This window comes from Massilia sp. 01N417 (assembly GCF_056399645.1).
Map to the genome: position 1 here is coordinate 72,813 of NZ_JBFTRS010000018.1, position 20,446 is coordinate 93,258.

Sequence of the window (20,446 nt, forward strand, 5' to 3'; positions counted from 1 at the left end):
AGAAAAATCCTATGTCCGATACGAAGAACGGCCCGAAAGGGGCCAAACAAGGGGGCAACAAGCCCGACAGCAAATACCCGGTCAACATGACCGATACCGCCTTCCCGATGCGCGGCGACCTCGCCAAGCGCGAGCCGGGCTGGGTCAAGCAATGGCAAGAGAAAAAGATTTATGAGCGCGTCCGCAAGGCGGCCGCCGGCCGTCCGAAGTTCGTGCTGCACGACGGTCCGCCCTACGCCAACGGTGACATCCACCTGGGCCACGCCGTCAACAAGATCCTAAAGGACATGGTCGTCAAATCGCGCACCATGGCCGGCTTCGATGCGCCCTATGTGCCGGGCTGGGACTGCCACGGCATGCCGATCGAGATCCAGATCGAAAAACTGTACGGCAAGAACCTGCCGACCGCCGAGGTGCTGCAGAAAGCCCGCGCCTACGCCCTCGAGCAGATCGACCGCCAGCGCGCCGGCTTCATCCGCCTGGGCGTGCTGGGCGAATGGGACAATCCCTACATGACCATGGCCTACGGTAACGAGGCCGACGAGCTGCGCGCCCTCGGCACGCTGCTGGAAAAGGGTTACGTCTACCGCGGCCTGAAGCCGGTGAACTGGTGCTTCGACTGCGGCTCGGCACTGGCCGAGGCGGAAGTGGAATACCAGGACAAGCGCGACCCGGCGATCGACGTCGGCTTCCCGTTCGCGGAACCGGAAAAGCTGGCCGCCGCTTTCGGCCTGGCCGAACTGCCGGCCGGCGACGGCTTCATCGTGATCTGGACCACCACCCCGTGGACCATCCCGTCGAACCAGGCGCTGAACGTGCACCCGGAAGTGACGTATGCGCTGGTGAAGACCGAGAAGGACGGCAAGCCGGTCCTGCTGATCGTCGCCAGGGACCTGGCGGAATCCGTGCTGCAGCGCTACAAGCTGGAAGGCGAGGTCGTCGCCACCACGGTCGGCGCCAAGCTGGAAGGCGTCCGCTTCAAGCATCCGCTGCACAAGGCCGACCCGTTCTACGACCGCAGCTCCCCGGTCTACCTGGCCGATTACGTCACCACCGACAGCGGCACCGGCGTGGTCCACTCGGCCCCGGCCTACGGCCTGGAAGACTTCCAGTCCTGCAAGGCGCACGGCATGAAGGACGACGAGATCCTGAAACCGGTGATGGGCGACGGCCGCTTCGCCTCGACCCTGCCGCTGTTCGGCGGCATGACCATCTGGGAAGCATCGAAGCCGATCTGCGGCGCGCTCACCGACGCCGGCGCCCTGTTCGAACTGAAGATGTTCGACCACAGCTACATGCACTGCTGGCGCCACAAGACCCCGATCGTCTACCGCGCCACCAGCCAGTGGTTCGCCGGCATGGACGTGACGCCGAAGGACGGCGGTCCGACCCTGCGCGAGACCGCGCTGGCCGGCATCGACGCCACCAAATTCTTCCCGGACTGGGGCCAGGCGCGCCTGCACGGCATGATCGCCAACCGTCCGGACTGGACCCTGTCGCGCCAGCGCCAGTGGGGCGTGCCGATGGCCTTCTTCATCCACAAGGAAACCGGCGAGCTGCACCCGCGCGCCCCGGAACTGCTGGAGCAGGTGGCCAAGCTGATCGAAGCGAACGGCATCGACGCCTGGCACCAGCTCGACCCGCGCGAGCTGCTGGGTGACGACGCCGAGATCTACGAGAAGAATCGCGACACCCTGGACGTCTGGTTCGATTCCGGCACCACCCACCAGACCGTGCTGCGTGGCTCGCACAAGGAACAGCTGGCCTTCCCGGCCGACCTCTACCTGGAAGGCTCGGACCAGCACCGCGGCTGGTTCCACTCCTCGCTGCTGACCTCCTCGATGCTGAACGGCCGTCCGCCGTACAAGGCGCTGCTGACCCACGGCTTCACGGTCGACGAGAACGGCAAGAAGATGTCGAAGTCGCTGGGTAACACCCTGGCGCCGCAGAAGATTTCCGATACCCTGGGCGCCGACATCCTGCGCCTGTGGGTGGCATCGACCGACTACACCGGCGAGCTGTCGATCGGCGAAGAGATCCTCAAGCGCGTGACCGAATCCTACCGCCGCATCCGCAACACCCTGCGCTTCCTGCTGGCGAACACCTCGGACTTCGACCCGGTCAAGAATGCCGTGCCGGTGGCCGAGATGCTGGAGATCGACCGCTATGCGCTGGCCGAGACCGAGAAGCTGCAAGCCGACATCGCAGCCCACTTCGAGCGCTACGAGTTCCACCCGGTGGTCGCCCGCCTGCAGAATTTCTGCTCGGAAGACCTGGGCGGCTTCTACCTCGACATCCTGAAGGACCGCCTGTATACCACCGGCGTCGACTCGCTCTCCCGCCGCTCGGCACAGACCGCGCTGTGGCATATCGCGCACGCCCTGCTGCGCGTCATGGCGCCGATCCTGTCCTTCACCACCGAGGAAGCCTGGGCCGTGTTCGCCGGCGAGAAGGCCTATGCGGAAAGCGACGAGACGATCTTCACCCAGACCCTGTGGAACTTCCCGGAGATCGCCGGCCGCGACGCCCTGCTGGCCAAGTACGCCCTGCTGCGCGCGGTGCGTGCCGACGTCACCAAGCAGCTCGAGGAAGTGCGCGCATCCGGCGCGATCGGCTCTTCGCTGCAGGCGGAACTGGCGCTCAAGGCCGCCGGCGAGAAGTACGACGCCCTGGCCAGCCTGGACGACGACCTGAAGTTCGTCTTCATCACCTCGCAGGCGAGCGTCGAGAAGGTCGAGGACGCGGCCCAGGAAGCGGTGAGCGTGACCCCGTCCGAAGCGGAAAAGTGCGAGCGCTGCTGGCACTACCGCCGCGACGTCGGCCACGACCACGCGCATCCGGGCCTGTGCGGCCGCTGCACGAGCAACCTGTTCGGCAGCGGTGAGCAACGCAGGTTTGCCTGAGCCCGTGCCCAAGCATTGACAAGCCGCCGTCCGCATCCGGTCCGACAGGGCCGGACGCGGGCGGCTCTCCCTCCCTCATCGTCCAAGCCATGGCCACAAAAAAAACCAAACCAAGCTTCACCGCCGTCAAATCCAGCTCTGGCGCCAGCCTCACGCCCTGGCTCGGCATCGCCTTCATCGTGATCCTGCTCGACCAGATCAGCAAGATCACCGTCATCCGCACCTTCGTGCATGGCGAAGAAAAGCCGATCACCAGCTTCTTCAACCTGGTGCTGGCGTATAACGAGGGCGCCGCCTTCAACTTCCTGTCCAACCAGGGCGGCTGGCAGAAGTACCTCTTCGCCGGCATCGCCATCGCCGCCGCCGTATTCATCATCCACCTGCTGCGCAAGCACGCCGGCCAGCGCATGTTCTGCTGGGCCCTGGCCCTGATCATGGGCGGCGCGCTGGGCAACCTGATCGACCGCCTGGTCCAGGGCCACGTGATCGACTTCCTCGATTTCCACCTGTCCGGCGTCGGCCACTTCCCGGCCTTTAACATCGCCGACAGCGCGATCACCATCGGTGCGGTCCTGTTCATCTTCGACGAACTGCGCCGGGTGAACAAGCACTAAGGAGCTTCACCATGAGCATGGACCTGAAGGGCAAGAAGATCGTCCTCGGCCTGTCCGGCGGCGTGGCCTGCTACAAGGCCGCGGAGCTGTGCCGCGCCCTGACCAAGGAGGGCGCCGGCGTGCAGGTCGTGATGACCGACGCCGCCACCCACTTCATCGGTCCGGTGACGATGCAGGCCCTGTCCGGCCGCACCGTCTACACCGACCAGTGGGATGGCCGCATCCCCAACAACATGGCCCACATCGACCTCACGCGCGACGCCGATGCGATCCTGGTCGCGCCCTGCTCGGCCGACTTCCTGTTCAAGCTGGCCCACGGCGCCACCGACGACCTGCTGTCGACCCTGTGCCTGGCGCGCCCGCACCAGGTGCCGCTGCTGGTGGCGCCGGCCATGAACGTCGAGATGTGGGAAAAGCCGGCGACCCAGCGCAACGTCGCCCAGCTGCGCGAGGACGGCGTACAGATCTTCGGTCCGGCCGCCGGCTCCCAGGCCTGCGGCGAGACCGGCATGGGCCGCATGCTGGAACCGCACGAGCTGCTGGAAGAGCTGGTGGCCTCGTTCCAGCCCAAGGTCCTGGCGGGCAAGCGCGTCCTGATCACGGCCGGTCCGACCTACGAGGCGATCGACCCGGTGCGCGGCATCACCAATCTCTCGTCCGGCAAGATGGGCTATGCGGTGGCGCGCGCCGCGCGCGAAGCCGGCGCCGAAGTGACCCTGGTATCGGGCCCGACCGCGCTCGACACGCCGCACGGCGTGCGCCGCATCGACGTGCAGAGCGCCCGGCAGATGCTGGACGCCGTCATGGCGGGCATCGCCGGCCAGCACATCTTCGTCGGCGTGGCGGCGGTGGCCGACTGGCGCGTCGAGAATGCCAGCGCGCAGAAGATCAAGAAGGACGGCAGCGGCACGCCGCAGCTGCAGTTCGCGCAGAATCCGGACATCCTCGCGACCGTCGCCGCCACCACCTCGCTGAGCGGCTGGCCCTACTGCGTCGGCTTTGCCGCCGAGTCGGAAAACCTGATCGAATACGGCGCCGCCAAGCGCGAGAAGAAAGGCATCCCTTTGTTGGTCGGCAATATCGGCCACCATACCTTCGGGCAGGATGAGAATTCGATCGTCCTGTTCGACGACAGCGGCCACACCGTGCTGCCACAGGCGGGCAAGCTGCAGCTGGCGCGCCAGCTGGTCTCGGAAATCGCCAAGCGCCTCGAACAGCGCTCGCTGCTTACCTGATCCATCCATCAACGCTTCACGCTTCACGCCTCACTCTCCATGAAACAGATCGACCTCAAGATTCTCGACCCGCGCATGAAGGACTTCCTGCCCGCCTACGCCACCGGCGGCAGCGCGGGCCTGGACTTGCGCGCCTGCATCGATGCGCCGCTTGTGCTCGAACCGGGCCAGACGGTGCTGGTGCCGACCGGCCTCGCCATCCACATCGCCGACCCCGGCCATGCGGCGATGATCCTGCCGCGCAGTGGGCTCGGCCATAAGAACGGCATCGTTCTCGGCAATCTGGTAGGCTTGATCGACTCCGATTACCAGGGCCAGCTGATGGTGTCGACCTGGAACCGGGGCCAGTCCACGTTCACGCTGCAGCCGATGGACAGGCTTGCGCAGCTGGTCGTGGTTCCCGTCGTTCAGGTTGGTTTCAACGTCGTGGAGGAGTTCGCATCGAGCGACCGGGGCGCCGGAGGATTCGGCAGCACCGGCAAACAATAAACCAGACATGAGGAGCACATGAGCGCCAATCGCTTCGCGGCTGCATTTGCCACATTCATCGCCCTGCTGTTGACCGGCTGCGCCACCCAGGCGCCGCAGCAACCAGGAACGGTACCGCGCGTCGTCGAACGCACGCCCGAGGCGCCCGCCCTCAGCCCGCAGATGGCCGCCGCCGCCGACACCCTGACCAGGATGGCGGATCAGCAGAACCGCCTGTACAAGGTAGCCGCTCCCCTCCTCATCCAGAACGCCGAACTGTGCAAGGGCCAGGCCCGCAACCTGCTCGGCTTCACCGCCAAGAACCGCTGGTCCTACCCGGGCGACTACAACGAGGCCGCGCATGTCGCCTTCGGCATGGACGAACGGCTGCAGGTGACCAGCGTGCTGGCCGGCAGCGGCGCCGCCAAGGCCGGCCTGCAGACCGGCGACGTCCTGCTCGCCGCCGGCGGCAAGCCGCTGCCCACCGGCCAGCATGCGCTGAGCCAGGCCGGCGGCATCTTCGGCAAGATCATCGCCTCCCAGGCGACGCTGCCGATGACGGTGGAACGCCACGACAGCGAGCGCCAGCTCTCGATTCCGGTCACGCGCGCCTGCGCCTTCGCGATCGAACTGGGCAACGCCGACAACGTCAACGCCTATGCCGACGGCTCGCGCGTGCTGGTCACCCGCGGCATGATCAACTTCACCCGCAACGACGAGGAACTGGCCTACGTGCTGGCCAAGACCATGGCCCACAACATGCTCGGCCACGCCGCGGCCCAGCGCAACGTGTCGACCATCGGCAGCATCATCGACAACCTCAAGAGCGTCACGCCGGATACCTCGATGCTGATCGGCAGCGGCGGCATCAAGGCCATGCCGCCCGAAATGGACGCCGCCGCCGACCGTCTCAGCCTCTACCTGGCCGCGCGCGCCGGCTACGGCATCGACAACGCCGACAACTTCTGGAAGCGCCTGACCGAAACCCATCCGGCCACGGTACTGAACGGCTACAGCGCCAACCACCCGGCCATCGCGGCACGCCTGGCGGCGATCGAGAAGGCGCAGGCGGAGATCAAGAGCAAGAAGGCGGCCAGGAAGGCGTTGGTGCCGTAAGCCTGTAAGCGTCGTCCCTCGCAATGAATCAACGTCGCCCCCGCGAAGGCAGGGACGACGGGTGGTGTAAATTTTTTGTATCATTGCCAGTTCCCCGCCGCACTCTCCAATTCGGCAGCAAGAAACGGAGAGTCCGCGGCGCCGCATCGGGCCATCATGCCTGACGCTTCACACGGAATAAGGCAATGAACACCGTCAACCTGCTGCGCCTCATCTCCCTTGCCGCCATCTGGGGCGGATCCTTCCTCTTCATGCGCATCAGCGCTCCCGTGCTGGGGCCGGCGGTGCTGATCGAATTCCGCGTGCTGTTCGCCGCCCTGTTCCTGGCCGTGGTCGGCTTCGTGCTGAAGAAGCGCCTCGACCTGCGCGCCAACTGGAAGCATTTCTTCATCCTCGGCTTCTTCAATTCCGCCCTGCCCTTCCTGCTGTTCGCCTTCGGCGCACGCACCCTGTCGGCCTCGGTGCTGTCGGTGCTGAACGCCACCGCGCCGATGTGGGGCGCCATCGTCGGCGCGGTCTGGACCCGCCATGCCATCGGCCTGCGCACCGCCATCGGACTGCTGCTGGGAACGGCGGGCGTGGCCCTGCTGGTCGGCTTCGATCACGTCTCCAGCAAGCCGGGTGCCGGGCTGGCCGTGGCCGCCGCCCTCGTCGCCGCGCTGAGCTACGGCATCGCCAGCCAGTATGCGCGCTCGGCGAAGAGCGTCGAGCCCTTCGCCAACGCCCACGGCACCATGTGGACCTCGAGCCTGATGGTGCTGCCGGCCCTGCCCTTCTTCCCGATGACGGGTGCGCCGACACCCGGCATCGTCGGCGCCGTCGTGGCGCTGGGCGTGCTGTGCAGCGGCATCGCCTACATCCTCTACTTCCGCCTGATCGAGGAAGTCGGCACGACCTCGGCCCTGACGGTCACCTTCCTGAACCCGGTATTCGGCATCCTGTGGGGCGCCCTCTTCCTCGGCGAGACCATCGGCTGGTACACCATCGCCGGCTCCGCCATCGTGCTGGTCGGCACCGCCCTGGTGACGGGCTTCGTGCCGCGCTTCAACCGCGGCGCGGACCGGCGTTCCGCTGCGCCGGCGGCAGGTAAGTGAGCGGCTGCATGAGTCGCTTCGAACTTGCCGTCGAGCTGCCGCCGGACTACCGCCGGCGGGACGTCTTCACCTTTCACGGCCGCGACGCCGAAGGCCTGGCCGAGCGCATCGACGCCCACACCATCCGCAAGGGCGTGATGGTCGACGGCGTGCCGGCGGTGCTCGGGATCGACCTGGGCGCGCAGCCGGACCGCGCCCTGTGCACGGTCGACATCGATGCCGCGCACTTGCCGGCCCAGGTCGAGGGCATGCTGCTCAACGTGCTGGGCCTGCGCATCGATCCGGCTCCCTTCGAGGCCCAGGTCGCGGACGATCCCCTGTTCGCGCCGCTGGTGGCGCGCGCGCACGGACTGCGGGTGATCCAGTCGGCCAGCGTCTTCGAAGCCCTGAGCTGGGCCGTCATCGGCCAGCAGATCAACCTGGCCTTCGCGATCTCCCTGCGCCGCACCTTCATCTCGCTGGCCGGCCGCGCGCACCCGAACGGCCTGTGGTGCTATCCTGACGCGGAGGATGCGGCCCGCCTCGAGCTCGAGCAGCTCACCAGCCGCAAGTTCTCGCGCGCCAAGGCCGAGACCCTGCTGCGGCTGGCGCGCCTGCTGGCAGACGGCTCGCTTCCCCTGGACCGCGATGCCGACCTGCATGAGGTCGGCGAGCGCCTGCTGGCGGTGAAGGGCATCGGTCCCTGGACCGTGAATTACGGCCTGCTGCGCGGCTACGGCTTTGCCGATTGCTCGCTCGAAGGCGACGTTGCCGTGCGGACCGCCATCGGCCGCCTGCTCGGCACCGCGGAACGCCCGAACCTGGCGGAAGCCGCGGCCTTTCTCGCCAACTACCGCCCTCATCGCACCATGGCCGCCGCCCACCTGTGGGCGAGCCTGAGCTAACACAAGGCGGCGGCATCCCGCCTGGTGAGACTGATGAGGTCGTCAGCTAGGGGAGTCGGGAATGAGAGCACGAGCATGCATCTGCGCACTACTGCTGGCCTGGGCCGGCAGCGCCAACGCCGGCGATGAGGCGATCGACAGCGGCACCTATCTTTCGGTGCAGCACGGCGGCGGACGCATCGAGGGCGGCCGGGCCGCCGGCAACCGCTGGATGCGCAGCCGCGCCGGCGAACTGCGCATCGGCCGGCCGCTGAACGGGGCGGCCGACAGCCGCATCGACGTCGTCTACTACAACGAAGGCCATCCCGACAACAACCACCGCGACGGCTTCGCCCTGCAATGGGCCGGCGTCCGGCAGCTCGACGACCGCTTCTCCACCGAACTCGGCATCGGTCCCTACCTGAGCATGAACACGACCTTCCTCGACGGCCGCCAGCTCGACGATACGCGCTGGGGCCTGTTGCTCAGCGCGGCGCTGCGCATGCGGCTGTTTTCCGCGCCGGAGGGAACGTATCTGCGCCTGGGTTTCAACCACGCCCAGATGCCGGGCGTGCACCGCTCGGATGCCCTGATGCTCGGTCTCGCCCGCCAGTTCGGAGCGGTCGGGCAGGGGCCGATCGCCGACACCTCCACCCCGCTCTGGCTCGGCGTGGCGGGCGGCGCCGCGGTCACCAGCATGCCCGGCACCGCCACCGGCCGCGTCACCGTGCTCGATGCCGGCCGCGACCTCGACCACGGCGCCGTGCACTGGGCGTGGTCGGCGCGGATCCTGTTCGAAGGCAGCGACGGCAGCCGCGTCGACCGGCGCGGCCTGGCGGCCCAGTTCCGCTACGTGCAGGAAGTCACGCCGGGCTTCTCGATGAGCGCCGGGATCGGTCCGTATTTCGCCAGGAACCGGCGCGAGAGCGTCCAGGCCGACACCGACGCCCCGGTGCGCGGCAACCTCCTGATCAGCCTGGAGGCCGAGCGCGCCCTGTCGCCCGACATCCGGGTTTTCTTCGACTTCGGCCGTGTAAAAACCTTCGTCCGGATGGATGACCGCGATCTGTTTCTGGTAGGGATACGCAAGCGGTATTAGAATTGTTTCATGAACATTAAACCGACCTTCTCCTTTTCCCTGCTCGCCATGCTGCTGGCATGCGCCAGCCCTGCCCGGGCCCAGACCGACGTCACCGATGCCCCGGACGACCACGGCGCCTACCTGTCGGCGATATTCGGCAATGGCCGCATCCATGGCGGCAATGCCGAGGGTAACGTCTGGATGCGCGGACGCACCTTCGAGGTCCGCGCTGGTCGCCAGCAGCGCACCCTGTTCGGCTCGCCCCTGCCTGACAGCCTCAGCGAACGGATCGACTTCGTCCATTACAACGAAGGCCATCCGGACAACAACCACCGCGACGGGTTCGCCGTGCAATGGCTGGTGGTGCGCCAGCTCGGCACGGGCAGTGCCGTCGAGCTGGGCATCGGGCCCTACCTGAGCATGAACACGACCGTCATCGACGGCCGCCAGATCGACGACGCCAACGTCGGCGCGCTGGTCAGCGTGGGCCTGCGGCTGCCACTGAACTTCATGCCGCAAGGCACCCACCTGCGCATCGGCTACAACCACGTCCAGATGCGCAATGTGCACCGCTCCGATGCGCTGATGATCGGCATCGGCCGCCAGTTCGGCCGCTCGGAAGCCGATCCCGAAACCGATCCCGCCGACGGCCAGACCTGGTTCGGCATCTCGGGCGGCAACTCGATCACCAATATGTCCGGCACCGACGCCGCCCTGGCCGCCGTGCTGGAAGCGCGCCGCTACCTGGGCGAGCGCATGGAGCACTGGGCCGTGTCCGGCAAATTCCTGTTCGAAGGCGACGACGGCGCACGGGTCGACCGCCGCGGCCTGGCCGCCCAGCTGTTCTACGTGCAGCGGGTCACGCCGCGCTTCGCGATCAGCGCCGGACTCGGCCCATATATTGCCCGCAACCGTCGCGACGACAACATCACCCACGGCAACCTGCTGATCACCTTCCAGGCCGAGCACGCCGTGACGCGCCATGCGCGCGTGTTCGCGAACTTCAACCGGGTCAAGACCTTCCGCCAGACCGACGACCGCGACCTGTTCCAGGTGGGATTCCTCAAGGATTTCTAGGCTAGCTCCAGCGCGGCAGGCCCTCGAACTGCTGGGCGCCCTCGCCGGCGAAGCGGATCAGTTCGGACAAGGGCACGGTGGCCAGGTTGTCGCGCCCGTAATGGCCGCCCAGCGCGCTCGGGATCCTGAGGCAGTACTTGCGGCCGGCGCTGAGCGGACCCAGCGCGGATTCGGCCAGCCGCACCTGCTCGGGCATGTACCAGTCGTTCAGGAATTCCTGGTTATAGGACAGGGCATTGAGGGCGGCGCGGTCTTCGGCCACCGGTTCGCAGCACAGGTCCTGCGGCGACAGGCGCCAGTAGCGGCCCTCCTCGTCGCGGATGATCAGGTTGCCGAAGGCATTCTCCCCCAGCACTTCGACGGCATTCAGGCCGGTCCAGCCCCAGGCTTCGTTAATCTCGTCCACAGTTATCATCGAAAGACTCCGCATTCAGCCGACATGTCTTCGACCGGACTGGTCCGCGGGGGTTGCGGCAAAGGAGATGGGGATTGAGGCGCTTCAGGCGCTGCCGGGGCCGGCAGTGAAAATGAAAAGGCCGCTGATCCTGAACAGGATCAACGGCCTTGGAATCTGGTTGCGGGGACAGGATTTGAACCTGTGACCTTCGGGTTATGAGCCCGACGAGCTGCCAGACTGCTCCACCCCGCGTCTGATGGTTCGTATTATACGCAGCTCCGGCCATTTGCGCAATGCCGGTCCGGTTTTCCCGGCCCGAAGCAGCATGCGCTGCCTGCACGGCGGCCTGGATGCGCGTACGGATTGCGGCACAGCCGGTCCGATACGGTGGTAAAGTAAGGGCAACGTTACTACCTACTTTTTCCATGAAATTCTGCTCCGAGTGCGCCCATCCGGTGACGGTGGCCATCCCCGAAGGCGACAACCGTCCGCGCTACGTGTGCACCCAATGCGGCACCATTCATTACCAGAACCCGAAGATGGTGATCGGCTCGATTCCTGTCTGGGAAAAGGACGGCGAACTCAAGGTACTGCTGTGCAAGCGCGCGATCGAGCCGCGCTACGGCTACTGGACGCTGCCGGCCGGCTTCATGGAAAACGAAGAGACCACCGGCCAGGCCGCGGTGCGCGAAACCGAGGAGGAAGCCGGCGCCAACGTCGAACTCGGCGACCTGTTCACCCTGCTCAACGTCGCCCATGTGCACCAGGTCCACATGTTCTACCTGGCGCGCCTGCTCGACCTGGATTTCGCGCCCGGCGTCGAGAGCCTGGACGTGCAGCTGTACGCCGAACACGAGATCCCCTGGGACGACCTGGCCTTCCCGACCATCCGCACCACGCTGGAGCTGTTCTTCGCCGACCGCCGCAAGGTCGTGGAAGGCGGCAGCTACGGCTTCCACAGCCGCGACATCACGCGGCCGATGCGGGGCCCCGTCGAACCCGATTGACCGATCGCGCACCATGATTCCCTGGCTCGAGGCAAGTACGCCGTTCCCCGACGTATCCGAAGCGTTGACCACCGACGCGCCCGGCCTGCTGGCGGCCGGCGCCGACCTCTCGCCCCAGCGCCTGCTGCAGGCCTACCGCAACGGCATCTTCCCCTGGTTCTCGGAAGGCCAGCCCATCCTGTGGTGGAGCACCGATCCGCGCATGGTGCTGTACACCGACCACTTCAAGATTTCCGACAGCCTCAAGAAGACCCTGCGCAAGGTCGAACGTTCGCGCTGCGAGGACGGTCCCTGGGTGGTGCGCTTCGACAGCGCCTTCGAATCCGTGATGCGCGCCTGCGCCGCGCCGCGCAAGGACGGGCCCGGCACCTGGATCTCCGACGACATCATCGCCGGCTACACCGGCCTTCACCGGATGGGCTATGCGCACTCGGCGGAAGTGTGGCTTGACGGCGAACTTGTCGGCGGCGCCTATGGCGTCTGCATCGGCCGCATGTTCTATGGCGAGTCGATGTTCGCACGCGTGTCCGACGCCTCCAAGGTGGCGCTGGCCTACCTGGTCGCCTTCCTGCGCAGCCATGGCGTACGCATGCTCGACTGCCAGCAGGAGACCGGCCACCTGGCCTCGCTCGGCGCCTTCCCGATTCCGCGCAAGGTCTTCCTCGACCACCTGCGGCAGGCGATCGCCGAGCCCCCCATCGAAAGGTGGGAAGTTACGTCACCGTTGACCACCTAACGGTGCGCCGCGCCGTCTTTGGCTACAATGGGTCAAACGTCGTCTCGAGAGCATTGCATGACGCACTTAAATGACTTGCCCTTCTCCACGCTGCAGTTCTATACCACGGCGCCCTATCCGTGCAGCTACCTCGACGCGCGCCAGGCGCGCTCGCAGGTCGCCACGCCTTCGCACCTGATCAACGCGGACGTGTATTCGGAACTGGTGCGCAACGGTTTCCGCCGCAGCGGGATCTTTACCTACCGGCCCTACTGCGACGGCTGCCGCGCCTGCATTCCCGTGCGCGTGGCCGTCGACGACTTCACTCCCAACCGCAGCCAGCGCCGCGCCTGGAAGCGTCACGCGGACCTGTCCGCGATGGTGGCCAACCTGTCGTTCTCGGACGAGCACTATGCGCTCTACCTGCGCTACCAGACCACCCGCCACGTCGGCGGCGGCATGGACCAGGACAGCCGCGACCAGTATGCCCAGTTCCTGCTGCAGAGCCGTGTGAATACGCGCCTGGTGGAGTTCCGCGAGCCGGACGGCACGCTGCGGATGGTGTCGATCATCGACGTGCTGTCCGACGGCCTGTCCTCGGTCTACACCTTCTTCGATCCCGACGTCGAGGGCGCTTCCTTCGGCACCTTCAACGTGATGTGGCAGATCGAACAGGCGCGCGAGCTGGGCCTGCCCTACGTCTACCTGGGCTACTGGATCGAACAGAGTCCCAAGATGGCGTACAAGATCAATTTCCGGCCGCTGGAGGCACGCATCGACGGCGTGTGGGGCGTGCTCGAACGTTGACCCCGGGTGGGTGCTCCACACCCACCCGTACAAGGTAGAATGTCGGCAACTCACTTTTAGCCAGCCATGTCCGACAAACTCTTGTACGCCCTTGCCCGCCCGCTGCTGTTTTCCCTCGATCCCGAAACGGCTCACAACCTGACGCTGCCCGCCTTGCGCCGCGCGAACGCGCTCGGCCTGACCGGCCTGGTCAGGAAACCCAAGCCCGACCCGCGCACCGTGATGGGCATCACCTTCCCGAACCCGGTCGGCCTGGCCGCCGGGCTCGACAAGGACGGCGCCTATATCGACGGCCTGGCGGCCCTGGGCTTCGGCTCGATCGAAGTCGGCACCGTGACGCCGCGCCCGCAGGCCGGCAATCCGAAGCCGCGCATCTTCCGCCTGCCCGCCGCGCGCGGCATCATCAACCGCATGGGCTTCAACAACGGCGGCGTCGACGCCTTCGTCGCCAACGTGCGCGCCTCGCGCTTCTACCTGGAACAGCAAGGCGTGCTCGGCCTGAACATCGGCAAGAACGCCGACACCCCGATCGAACGCGCCGCCGAGGACTACCTGCACTGCCTGCGCAAGGTCTACCCTTACGCCAGCTACGTGACGGTGAACATCTCCTCGCCGAACACCAAGAACCTGCGCCAGCTGCAAGGCGCCTCCGAACTCGACGCCCTGCTGGGCCAGCTCAAGGGCGAGCAGTCGCGCCTGGCCGACGAGCACGGCCGCTACGTGCCGCTGGCCCTGAAGATCGCCCCCGACGTCGACGCCGACCAGATCCGCGACATCGGCGCGGCCCTGCTGCGCCACGGCATCGACGGCGTGATCGCCACCAACACCACGCTCGGCCGCCGCGACGTCGAGAACCTCCGCCACGCCAACCAGCAGGGCGGCCTGTCCGGCGCGCCGGTATTTGACCTGTCGAACATCGTGATCCGCGCGCTCAAGAAGGAAGTCGGCGATGCGGTCCCGATCATCGGCGTCGGCGGCATCCTGAGCGGCAGCGACGCCAAGGCCAAGATCGCGGCCGGCGCCCAGCTGGTGCAGCTGTACAGCGGGCTGATCTACCGTGGGCCGGGGCTGGTGAAGGAGTGCGCGGACGCGCTGCGCACGTCCTAAGCGTCACCCCCGCGCCACCTCCGTCATCCCCGCGCCACCTCCGTCGTCCCCGCGCCACCTCCGTCGTCCCCGCGCAGGCGGGGATCCAAGTTTGTGGTGAACCAAAGGAACTTGGGTTCCCGCCTGCGCGGGAACGACGGCAAGCTAACCAACAGGACACTTTCATGAAGACGAACAAACTCGGCCGCACCGACCTCACCGTCTCCCGCGTCTGCCTCGGCACCATGACCTTCGGCGAACAGAACACCGAAGCCGACGCCCACAGCCAGCTCGACTACGCACTCGAACGCGGGATCAACTTCATCGACACCGCCGAGATGTACCCGGTACCGCCCAGCGCAGGCACCCAGGGCGCGACCGAACGCTTCATCGGCAGCTGGCTCAGGAAATCCGGCAAGCGCGGCCAGGTGGTGCTGGCCACCAAGGCCGCCGGCCCGAACGCGAACCAGACCTGGATCCGCGGTGGCCGCCACAACCTGGATGCGAAGAACATCCGCGCCGCCGTCGACGAGAGCCTGAAGCGCCTGCAGACCGACTACATCGATCTCTACCAGCTGCACTGGCCGAGCCGCAACGTGCCGATCTTCGGCGCCAACCAGTTCGAGCCGAAGAAGGAGCGCACCAGCGTGCCGATCGAAGATACGCTGGCCGTGCTGGGCGAACTCATCAAGGAAGGCAAGATCCGCCACATCGGCGTGTCGAACGAGAGCCCGTGGGGCGTGTGCGAGTACATCAAGCAGGCCGAGATGAAGGGCCTGCCGCGCATCGCCACCATCCAGAACCTGTACAACCTGACCGCGCGCGCTTTCGAGACCACGCTGCTGGACGAAGTCTGCTACCGCGAAGAGGTGAGCCTGCTGGCCTACAGCCCCCTCGCCTTCGGCCAGTTGAGCGCCAAGTACGTCGACAACCCACAGGCACAAGGCCGCCTCACGATCTACCCGCCGACCTGGAGCCCGCGCTACCTGCGTCCGGCCGTGTTCGCGGCGGTGAAGGAGTATGCGGCGCTGGCGCGTGCCAACGGATTGAGCCCTGCGCAGATGTCGCTGGCGTGGTGCTATTCGCGCTGGTTCGTGGGCTCGACCATCATCGGGGCGACCACGCTGGCGCAACTGAAGGAGAACATCGATGCGGAGAGTACCGTCTTACCGGTCGAGGTGATGAAGGCGATTGATGAGATCCACTCCCGCTATACCAACCCGGGCCAGTAAGAGCTAATCCGCCACCACCGGATGCAGCGCCCGCTCGATATCCGCCCGCGTAAACCCCTGGGCAAACCGCTCGATGAAGTCATACGCATACGCCCGCAGGTAAGCCCCCTTCCGCACCGCCAGCCGGGTCACATTCGGCGCAAACAGGTGCGAGGACTCGATCGCCCGCAGCCCACGGTCACGTCCGTGGTCGAAGGCCATCGAGGCGACGATACCGACCCCCATCCCCAGCGACACGTACTGCTTGATCACGTCCGAATCCATGGCGGTGAGGACGATGTCCGGACTCACGCCGGCGGCCGCGAAGGCGGCGTCGATGTGGCCGCGGCCGGTGAAGCCGACGTCGTAGGTAATCAGCGGGAACTCGGCCAGGTCGGCCAGCTTGATCGGACTGCGGCTCAGCAGCGGGTGGCCGTCGGGTACCACCACCAGGTGGCTCCAGCGGTAGCAGGGGAAGGAGACCAGGTCTGGGAAGGTCGACAGGCCCTCGGTGGCGATGCCGATGTCGGCGCGGCCCGAGAGCACCCATTCGGCGATATGGTCCGGCGCGCTCTGCTGCAGGGCGATGCGCACGCCGGGGAAGCTGGTGCGGAAGGCCTGCACCACCTGCGGCAGCGCATAGCGGGCCTGGGTGTGGGTGACGGCGACGGTGAGGGTGCCGCTGTCCTGGGCCGCGTACTCGCTGCTGGCCTGCTGCAGGTTCTCGGCCTCGACCAGCAGGCGCTCGATGATCTTGAGGATGCCCTTGCCGGGATCCGTCATGCCGGTCAGGCGCTTGCCGTTGCGCTCGAAGATGACCACGCCCAGCTCATCCTCGAGCTCGCGGATCTGGCGCGACACCCCGGGCTGCGAGGTGAACAGGGCATTCGCCACATCGGTCAGGTTGAAATTGCGGCGCGCCGCCTCGCGCACCGAACGCAGCTGCTGAAAGTTCATATTCCCTCACCCTGATCAACGAAAACGTGCATGCGGCGCGGCTTCACCAGCAGGGTCTCGCCGTCGCGCAGATTGAGCGCGCGGAACTGCTCATTCGGTATCACCGCTTCGATCAATTGCGCATTGTCGGCGCGCTCCAGGTCGAGCTGGGCCAGCGGGCCGATCGCATGCGCGCGGCGCAGCTTGACCGGCACGCCCTCGCCGCCCGGCACGAAGCGTTCGACCTCGAGGTCGTGCGGACGCACATAGGCGATGCCCTCGCCGTTCTGCACGCCGGCATACTGGGGCGCATGGAATTTCGCATCGCCGCTGGCCAGCACGCCGTCGTTGACGCGGCCGTGGAAGAGGTTGACGTTGCCCAGGAAGCCATAGACGAAAGGCGACGCCGGCTGGTTGTAGACGGCGTCCGGTGTGCCGAGCTGCTCGACGCGGCCCTTGTTCATCAGGACCACCTGGTCGGCCACTTCCAGCGCTTCCTCCTGGTCGTGGGTGACGAAGATCGAGGTCACGTGCAGCTCGTCGTGCAGCTGGCGCAGCCAGCGGCGCAGTTCCTTGCGCACCTTGGCGTCGAGTGCGCCGAAGGGTTCATCGAGCAGCAGCACGCGCGGCTCCACGGCAAGGGCGCGGGCCAGGGCGATGCGCTGGCGCTGGCCGCCGGACAGCTGGGGCGGATAGCGGTCGGCGATCCAGTCGAGCTGCACCAGTTCGAGCAGCTTTTTCACTTTCTCGCGGATCTGGTCCTCGGACGGACGTTCCTTGCGCGGCTTGACCCGCAGGCCGAACGCGACGTTCTCGAACACCGTCATGTGCTTGAACAGCGCATAGTGCTGGAACACGAAGCCGACCTGGCGCTCGCGCACGTCGCTGGCGGAGGCATCGGCGCCGTCCAGCAGCACGCGGCCGGCGTCCGGAAACTCGAGGCCGGCGATGATGCGCAACAGCGTGGTCTTGCCGCAGCCGGAAGGCCCGAGCAGCGCGGTCAGCTCGCCGTCCGCGAACTGCAGCGAGACGTCATCCAGGGCCGTGAACTGGCCGAACTGCTTGCGGATGTGTTGGACTTCGATCGTCATGCTCCGTGCTCCGTCGTGTTGGCTCGAATTGCGGTCTTCTTCGCCTGGTGCAACCGCCATTCGATAAAGGATTTCACCGCCAGCGTGACCAGGGCCAGCAGGGCCAGCAGCGAGGCGATCGCGAACGCCGCCGTGAAGTTGTATTCGTTGTAGAGGATCTCGACCTGCAGCGGCATGGTGTTGGTCTCGCCGCGGATGTGGCCCGACACCACGGACACGGCGCCGAACTCGCCCATCGCGCGGGCATTACACAAGATCACGCCGTACAGCAGGCCCCACTTGATGTTGGGGAGGGTCACGCGCAAGAAGGTCGCCCAGCCGGATGCGCCCAGCACCAGCGCGGCTTCCTCTTCCTCGCTGCCCTGGGCCTGCATCAGCGGGATCAGCTCGCGCGCCACGAAGGGGAAGGTAATGAAGACGGTCGCCAGCACGATGCCCGGCACCGCGAACAGGATCTTGATGTCGTGGTCCATCAGCCAGGGGCCGAACCAGCCCTGGGAGCCGAACATCAGCACGTAGATCAGGCCGGCGATCACGGGCGACACCGAGAACGGCAGGTCGATCAAGGTCAGCAGGATGCTCTTGCCGCGGAAGTCGAACTTGGCGATCGCCCAGGCGGCGGCGACGCCGAACACCAGGTTCAGCGGCACCGAAATGACGGCCGCGATCAGGGTCAGCTTGATGGCCGCCAGCGCGTCCGGATCGAGGATCGCTTCCTTGTAGGTGGACCAGCCGTTCTTCAGCGCTTCGGCGAACACGGCCACCAGCGGCACGAACAGGAACAGGGTCAGGAACAGCAGCGCCACCGTGATCAAGGCGTAGCGCACCCAGCCCGGTTCGAGGGTATTGGTGGCCTTGCGTGGCGCCTGTGCGACGGCCGTGTCGGCCGGTTTGATGTCGTCGAGGACTGCGCTCATTTACTTGCCCGCCCGTTTGCGTGTCCAGGCCTGCAGCAGGTTGATGGCCAGCAGGAGGAGGAAGGAAGCGACCAGCATGACCACGGCGATCGCGGTGGCGCCCGTGTAGTCGTACTGCTCCAGCTTGGTGATGATGAACAGCGGCGTGATCTCCGAGACCATCGGCATGTTGCCGGCGATGAAGACGACCGAGCCGTACTCGCCGGTGGCGCGTGCGAAGGCCAGCGCGAAGCCGGTCAGCAGTGCCGGCACGATGCCCGGCAGGATCACGCGGGTGAAGGTCTGCCAGGGGCTGGCGCCCAGGCTGGCGGCGGCCTCTTCCAGCTCGCGCTCGGCGTCTTCCAGCACCGGCTGCACGGTGCGCACCACGAAGGGCAGCCCGATGAAGGTCAGCGCCACCACCACGCCCAGCGGGGTGAAGGCGACCTTGATGCCGAGCGGTTCCAGGTATTTGCCGATCCAGCCGTTGCTCGAGTACAGGGCGGTCAGGGTGATGCCGGCCACCGCGGTCGGCAGCGCGAACGGCAGGTCGACCAGGGCGTCGATGAAGCGCTTGCCGGGGAACTGGTAGCGCACCAGCACCCAGGCGACGATGCCGCCGAACACGACGTTGATGGCGGCGCCGATCAGGGCCGCGCCGAAGCTGAGGCGGTAGGAAGCCATCACCCGTTCCGAGGTGACGGCGTTCCAGAACGCGTCCCAGCTCATGGTGAAGGTTTTCAGGAAGATCGCCGACAGCGGGATCAGCACGATCAGCGCCAGGTAGAAGATCGTGAAGCCGAGCGACAGCCCGAAGCCGGGAATCACCCGGTTGGCGCTGCTGCGGCTGGTCACTAGCGTATTCATGGAAGGGCCTTATTACAATTTCTTCTAATAGGGCGCCATAATTGCACGCGAATTACATATTACAAACGAAGCATTTTCTATTTGTATAGAAGATTTCGGTATGAGGCCGCGGCTTCAGTAGATCATTAGTAGATCAGCTTCAGCGCCACCCCGGCCAGGGTCATCGCCAGCAAGACGCGCAGGAAGCCTTCCGGCACCGCCTTCGCGGCCCAGGAACCGAGGGTGATGCCCGGCACCGAGCCGACCAGCAGGGTCACCAGCAGCATCCAGTTGATCGAACCCAGCCACCAGTGGCCGAAGGCGGCGATCGCGGTCAGCGGCACGGCATAGGCGATGTCGGTGCCCGCCACTTCCGCCGGGCTCAGCTTCGGATACAGCATCACCAGCAGGGTGGCGCCGATCGCGCCCGCCCCGATCGAGGACACGGTGACCAGGGTGCCGAGGATGGCGCCGGCGGCGATGGTGGCGGCCGCCAGGCTCCTGCCGTGCAGCTGGCGCCCGGGCTTGGCGTGGACCCAGGCCAGCATGCGGGTGCGGAACAGGATCGCCACCACGGTCAGCAGCACGGAGACGGCGATCGAATAGCGGATCACCTGGCCGATGGCGGCGTTCAGGGGACCGAGATATTGCAGGGCCAGGGTGGCCAGCAGTGCGGCGGGCAGCGCGCCCATGCACAGGCGGCCGACGATGTGCCACTGGACGTTACCGCGCTTGCGGTGGGTGATGGTGCCGGCGCTCTTGGTGAGCGAGGCGAAGGCGAGGTCGGTGCCGACGGCCACCGACGGCGTGACGCCGAACAGCAGCGTCAGCAGCGGCGTCATCAGCGAGCCGCCGCCGACGCCGGTCATTCCGACCAGCAAACCGACGGCGAACCCCGACAGGATATACGTTAAGGACATGCTTTACCCCCAGATTGGCTCCAAGGGTAAGGTGCCTCAACCGTAAAGCAAACAACAGCTTCCTTATTTGCTTATGCGAGCCT

The 20,446-nt window shown here is 66.4% G+C and carries 20 protein-coding genes and 1 tRNA gene; 14 read left to right on the forward strand and 7 right to left on the reverse strand.

Translation table 11 applies throughout. The features are described 5' to 3' along the window. Positions 1 to 11 precede the first annotated feature (11 nt). From ileS to AC1DOQ_RS18855, 9 genes are all read left to right on the forward strand, one after another. Positions 12 to 2,903, forward strand: coding sequence for an isoleucine--tRNA ligase (gene ileS, locus AC1DOQ_RS18815; RefSeq protein ID WP_477367597.1), 2,892 nt, complete (start codon positions 12 to 14; stop codon positions 2,901 to 2,903). A gap of 89 nt (positions 2,904 to 2,992) precedes the next feature. Then, on the forward strand, positions 2,993 to 3,517 hold the full coding sequence (lspA, locus tag AC1DOQ_RS18820) for a signal peptidase II (protein WP_477367600.1): 525 nt from the start codon (positions 2,993 to 2,995) through the stop codon (positions 3,515 to 3,517). A 17-nt stretch (positions 3,518 to 3,534) separates the two neighbouring features. Beyond that, positions 3,535 to 4,752: a bifunctional phosphopantothenoylcysteine decarboxylase/phosphopantothenate--cysteine ligase CoaBC gene (gene coaBC / locus AC1DOQ_RS18825; RefSeq protein ID WP_477367804.1), complete on the forward strand. Its 1,218-nt coding sequence runs from the start codon at positions 3,535 to 3,537 to the stop codon at positions 4,750 to 4,752. A gap of 39 nt (positions 4,753 to 4,791) precedes the next feature. Then, complete coding sequence (gene dut / locus AC1DOQ_RS18830) at positions 4,792 to 5,241, forward strand: dUTP diphosphatase (RefSeq protein WP_477252933.1); 450 nt, start codon at positions 4,792 to 4,794, stop codon at positions 5,239 to 5,241. Positions 5,242 to 5,259: 18 nt separating this feature from the next. Then, positions 5,260 to 6,336, forward strand: coding sequence for a M48 family metallopeptidase (locus AC1DOQ_RS18835; RefSeq protein ID WP_477367603.1), 1,077 nt, complete (start codon positions 5,260 to 5,262; stop codon positions 6,334 to 6,336). A 185-nt stretch (positions 6,337 to 6,521) separates the two neighbouring features. Beyond that, positions 6,522 to 7,430 (forward strand): DMT family transporter, encoded by a 909-nt coding sequence (locus AC1DOQ_RS18840; RefSeq protein WP_477367606.1) that lies wholly within the window; start codon positions 6,522 to 6,524, stop codon positions 7,428 to 7,430. An 8-nt stretch (positions 7,431 to 7,438) separates the two neighbouring features. Then, on the forward strand, positions 7,439 to 8,314 hold the full coding sequence (locus AC1DOQ_RS18845; protein ID WP_477367609.1) for a DNA-3-methyladenine glycosylase 2: 876 nt from the start codon (positions 7,439 to 7,441) through the stop codon (positions 8,312 to 8,314). A 61-nt stretch (positions 8,315 to 8,375) separates the two neighbouring features. Continuing rightward, entirely contained in the window at positions 8,376 to 9,392 is a 1,017-nt protein-coding gene (locus AC1DOQ_RS18850; protein ID WP_477367612.1) for a hypothetical protein, read from the forward strand. Between the two features lie 9 nt (positions 9,393 to 9,401). Continuing rightward, positions 9,402 to 10,451, forward strand: a complete 1,050-nt coding sequence (locus AC1DOQ_RS18855) for a hypothetical protein (protein WP_477367615.1) — start codon at positions 9,402 to 9,404, stop codon at positions 10,449 to 10,451. Position 10,452: 1 nt separating this feature from the next. Here the strand turns inward: AC1DOQ_RS18855 and AC1DOQ_RS18860 are convergent, their stop codons facing one another. Together AC1DOQ_RS18860 and AC1DOQ_RS18865 are read right to left on the reverse strand one after the other, a co-directional pair. Continuing rightward, positions 10,453 to 10,866 carry a T6SS immunity protein Tdi1 domain-containing protein gene (locus tag AC1DOQ_RS18860; RefSeq protein ID WP_477367618.1) on the reverse strand — a complete coding sequence of 138 codons (414 nt, stop codon included), beginning with the start codon at positions 10,864 to 10,866 and terminating at the stop codon, positions 10,453 to 10,455. Positions 10,867 to 11,023: 157 nt separating this feature from the next. Beyond that, positions 11,024 to 11,100: transfer RNA gene (locus tag AC1DOQ_RS18865), tRNA-Met, on the reverse strand. A 173-nt stretch (positions 11,101 to 11,273) separates the two neighbouring features. Here AC1DOQ_RS18865 and AC1DOQ_RS18870 point away from each other — a divergent pair. From AC1DOQ_RS18870 to AC1DOQ_RS18890, 5 genes are all read left to right on the forward strand, one after another. Beyond that, positions 11,274 to 11,855 carry an NUDIX hydrolase gene (locus AC1DOQ_RS18870; RefSeq protein WP_477367621.1) on the forward strand — a complete coding sequence of 194 codons (582 nt, stop codon included), beginning with the start codon at positions 11,274 to 11,276 and terminating at the stop codon, positions 11,853 to 11,855. 13 nt (positions 11,856 to 11,868) lie between these two features. Next, positions 11,869 to 12,591 (forward strand): leucyl/phenylalanyl-tRNA--protein transferase, encoded by a 723-nt coding sequence (gene aat / locus AC1DOQ_RS18875; protein ID WP_477367624.1) that lies wholly within the window; start codon positions 11,869 to 11,871, stop codon positions 12,589 to 12,591. Positions 12,592 to 12,648: 57 nt separating this feature from the next. Continuing rightward, complete coding sequence (locus AC1DOQ_RS18880; protein WP_477367627.1) at positions 12,649 to 13,377, forward strand: arginyltransferase; 729 nt, start codon at positions 12,649 to 12,651, stop codon at positions 13,375 to 13,377. Positions 13,378 to 13,443: 66 nt separating this feature from the next. Further along, positions 13,444 to 14,484: a quinone-dependent dihydroorotate dehydrogenase gene (locus AC1DOQ_RS18885; RefSeq protein WP_477367629.1), complete on the forward strand. Its 1,041-nt coding sequence runs from the start codon at positions 13,444 to 13,446 to the stop codon at positions 14,482 to 14,484. Between the two features lie 164 nt (positions 14,485 to 14,648). Continuing rightward, positions 14,649 to 15,695, forward strand: coding sequence for an aldo/keto reductase (locus AC1DOQ_RS18890; RefSeq protein WP_477367632.1), 1,047 nt, complete (start codon positions 14,649 to 14,651; stop codon positions 15,693 to 15,695). 3 nt (positions 15,696 to 15,698) lie between these two features. Here the strand turns inward: AC1DOQ_RS18890 and AC1DOQ_RS18895 are convergent, their stop codons facing one another. The 5 genes from AC1DOQ_RS18895 to AC1DOQ_RS18915 form a co-directional block, all read right to left on the reverse strand. Beyond that, positions 15,699 to 16,631 carry a CysB family HTH-type transcriptional regulator gene (locus AC1DOQ_RS18895; protein WP_477367635.1) on the reverse strand — a complete coding sequence of 311 codons (933 nt, stop codon included), beginning with the start codon at positions 16,629 to 16,631 and terminating at the stop codon, positions 15,699 to 15,701. After that, entirely contained in the window at positions 16,628 to 17,701 is a 1,074-nt protein-coding gene (locus AC1DOQ_RS18900; protein WP_477367638.1) for a sulfate/molybdate ABC transporter ATP-binding protein, read from the reverse strand. The genes AC1DOQ_RS18895 and AC1DOQ_RS18900 overlap by 4 nt, the downstream gene beginning before the upstream one ends. After that, positions 17,698 to 18,618 carry a sulfate ABC transporter permease subunit CysW gene (cysW, locus tag AC1DOQ_RS18905; protein WP_477367641.1) on the reverse strand — a complete coding sequence of 307 codons (921 nt, stop codon included), beginning with the start codon at positions 18,616 to 18,618 and terminating at the stop codon, positions 17,698 to 17,700. Before cysW ends, AC1DOQ_RS18900 begins: the two co-directional genes overlap by 4 nt. After that, the gene (gene cysT / locus AC1DOQ_RS18910; protein ID WP_477367644.1) at positions 18,619 to 19,464 is read right to left on the reverse strand and encodes a sulfate ABC transporter permease subunit CysT; all 846 of its coding nucleotides are present in this window, start codon (positions 19,462 to 19,464) and stop codon (positions 18,619 to 18,621) included. It lies immediately after the preceding gene. 125 nt (positions 19,465 to 19,589) lie between these two features. Next, positions 19,590 to 20,363 carry a sulfite exporter TauE/SafE family protein gene (locus tag AC1DOQ_RS18915; protein WP_477367647.1) on the reverse strand — a complete coding sequence of 258 codons (774 nt, stop codon included), beginning with the start codon at positions 20,361 to 20,363 and terminating at the stop codon, positions 19,590 to 19,592. Between the last annotated feature and the right edge of the window lie 83 nt (positions 20,364 to 20,446).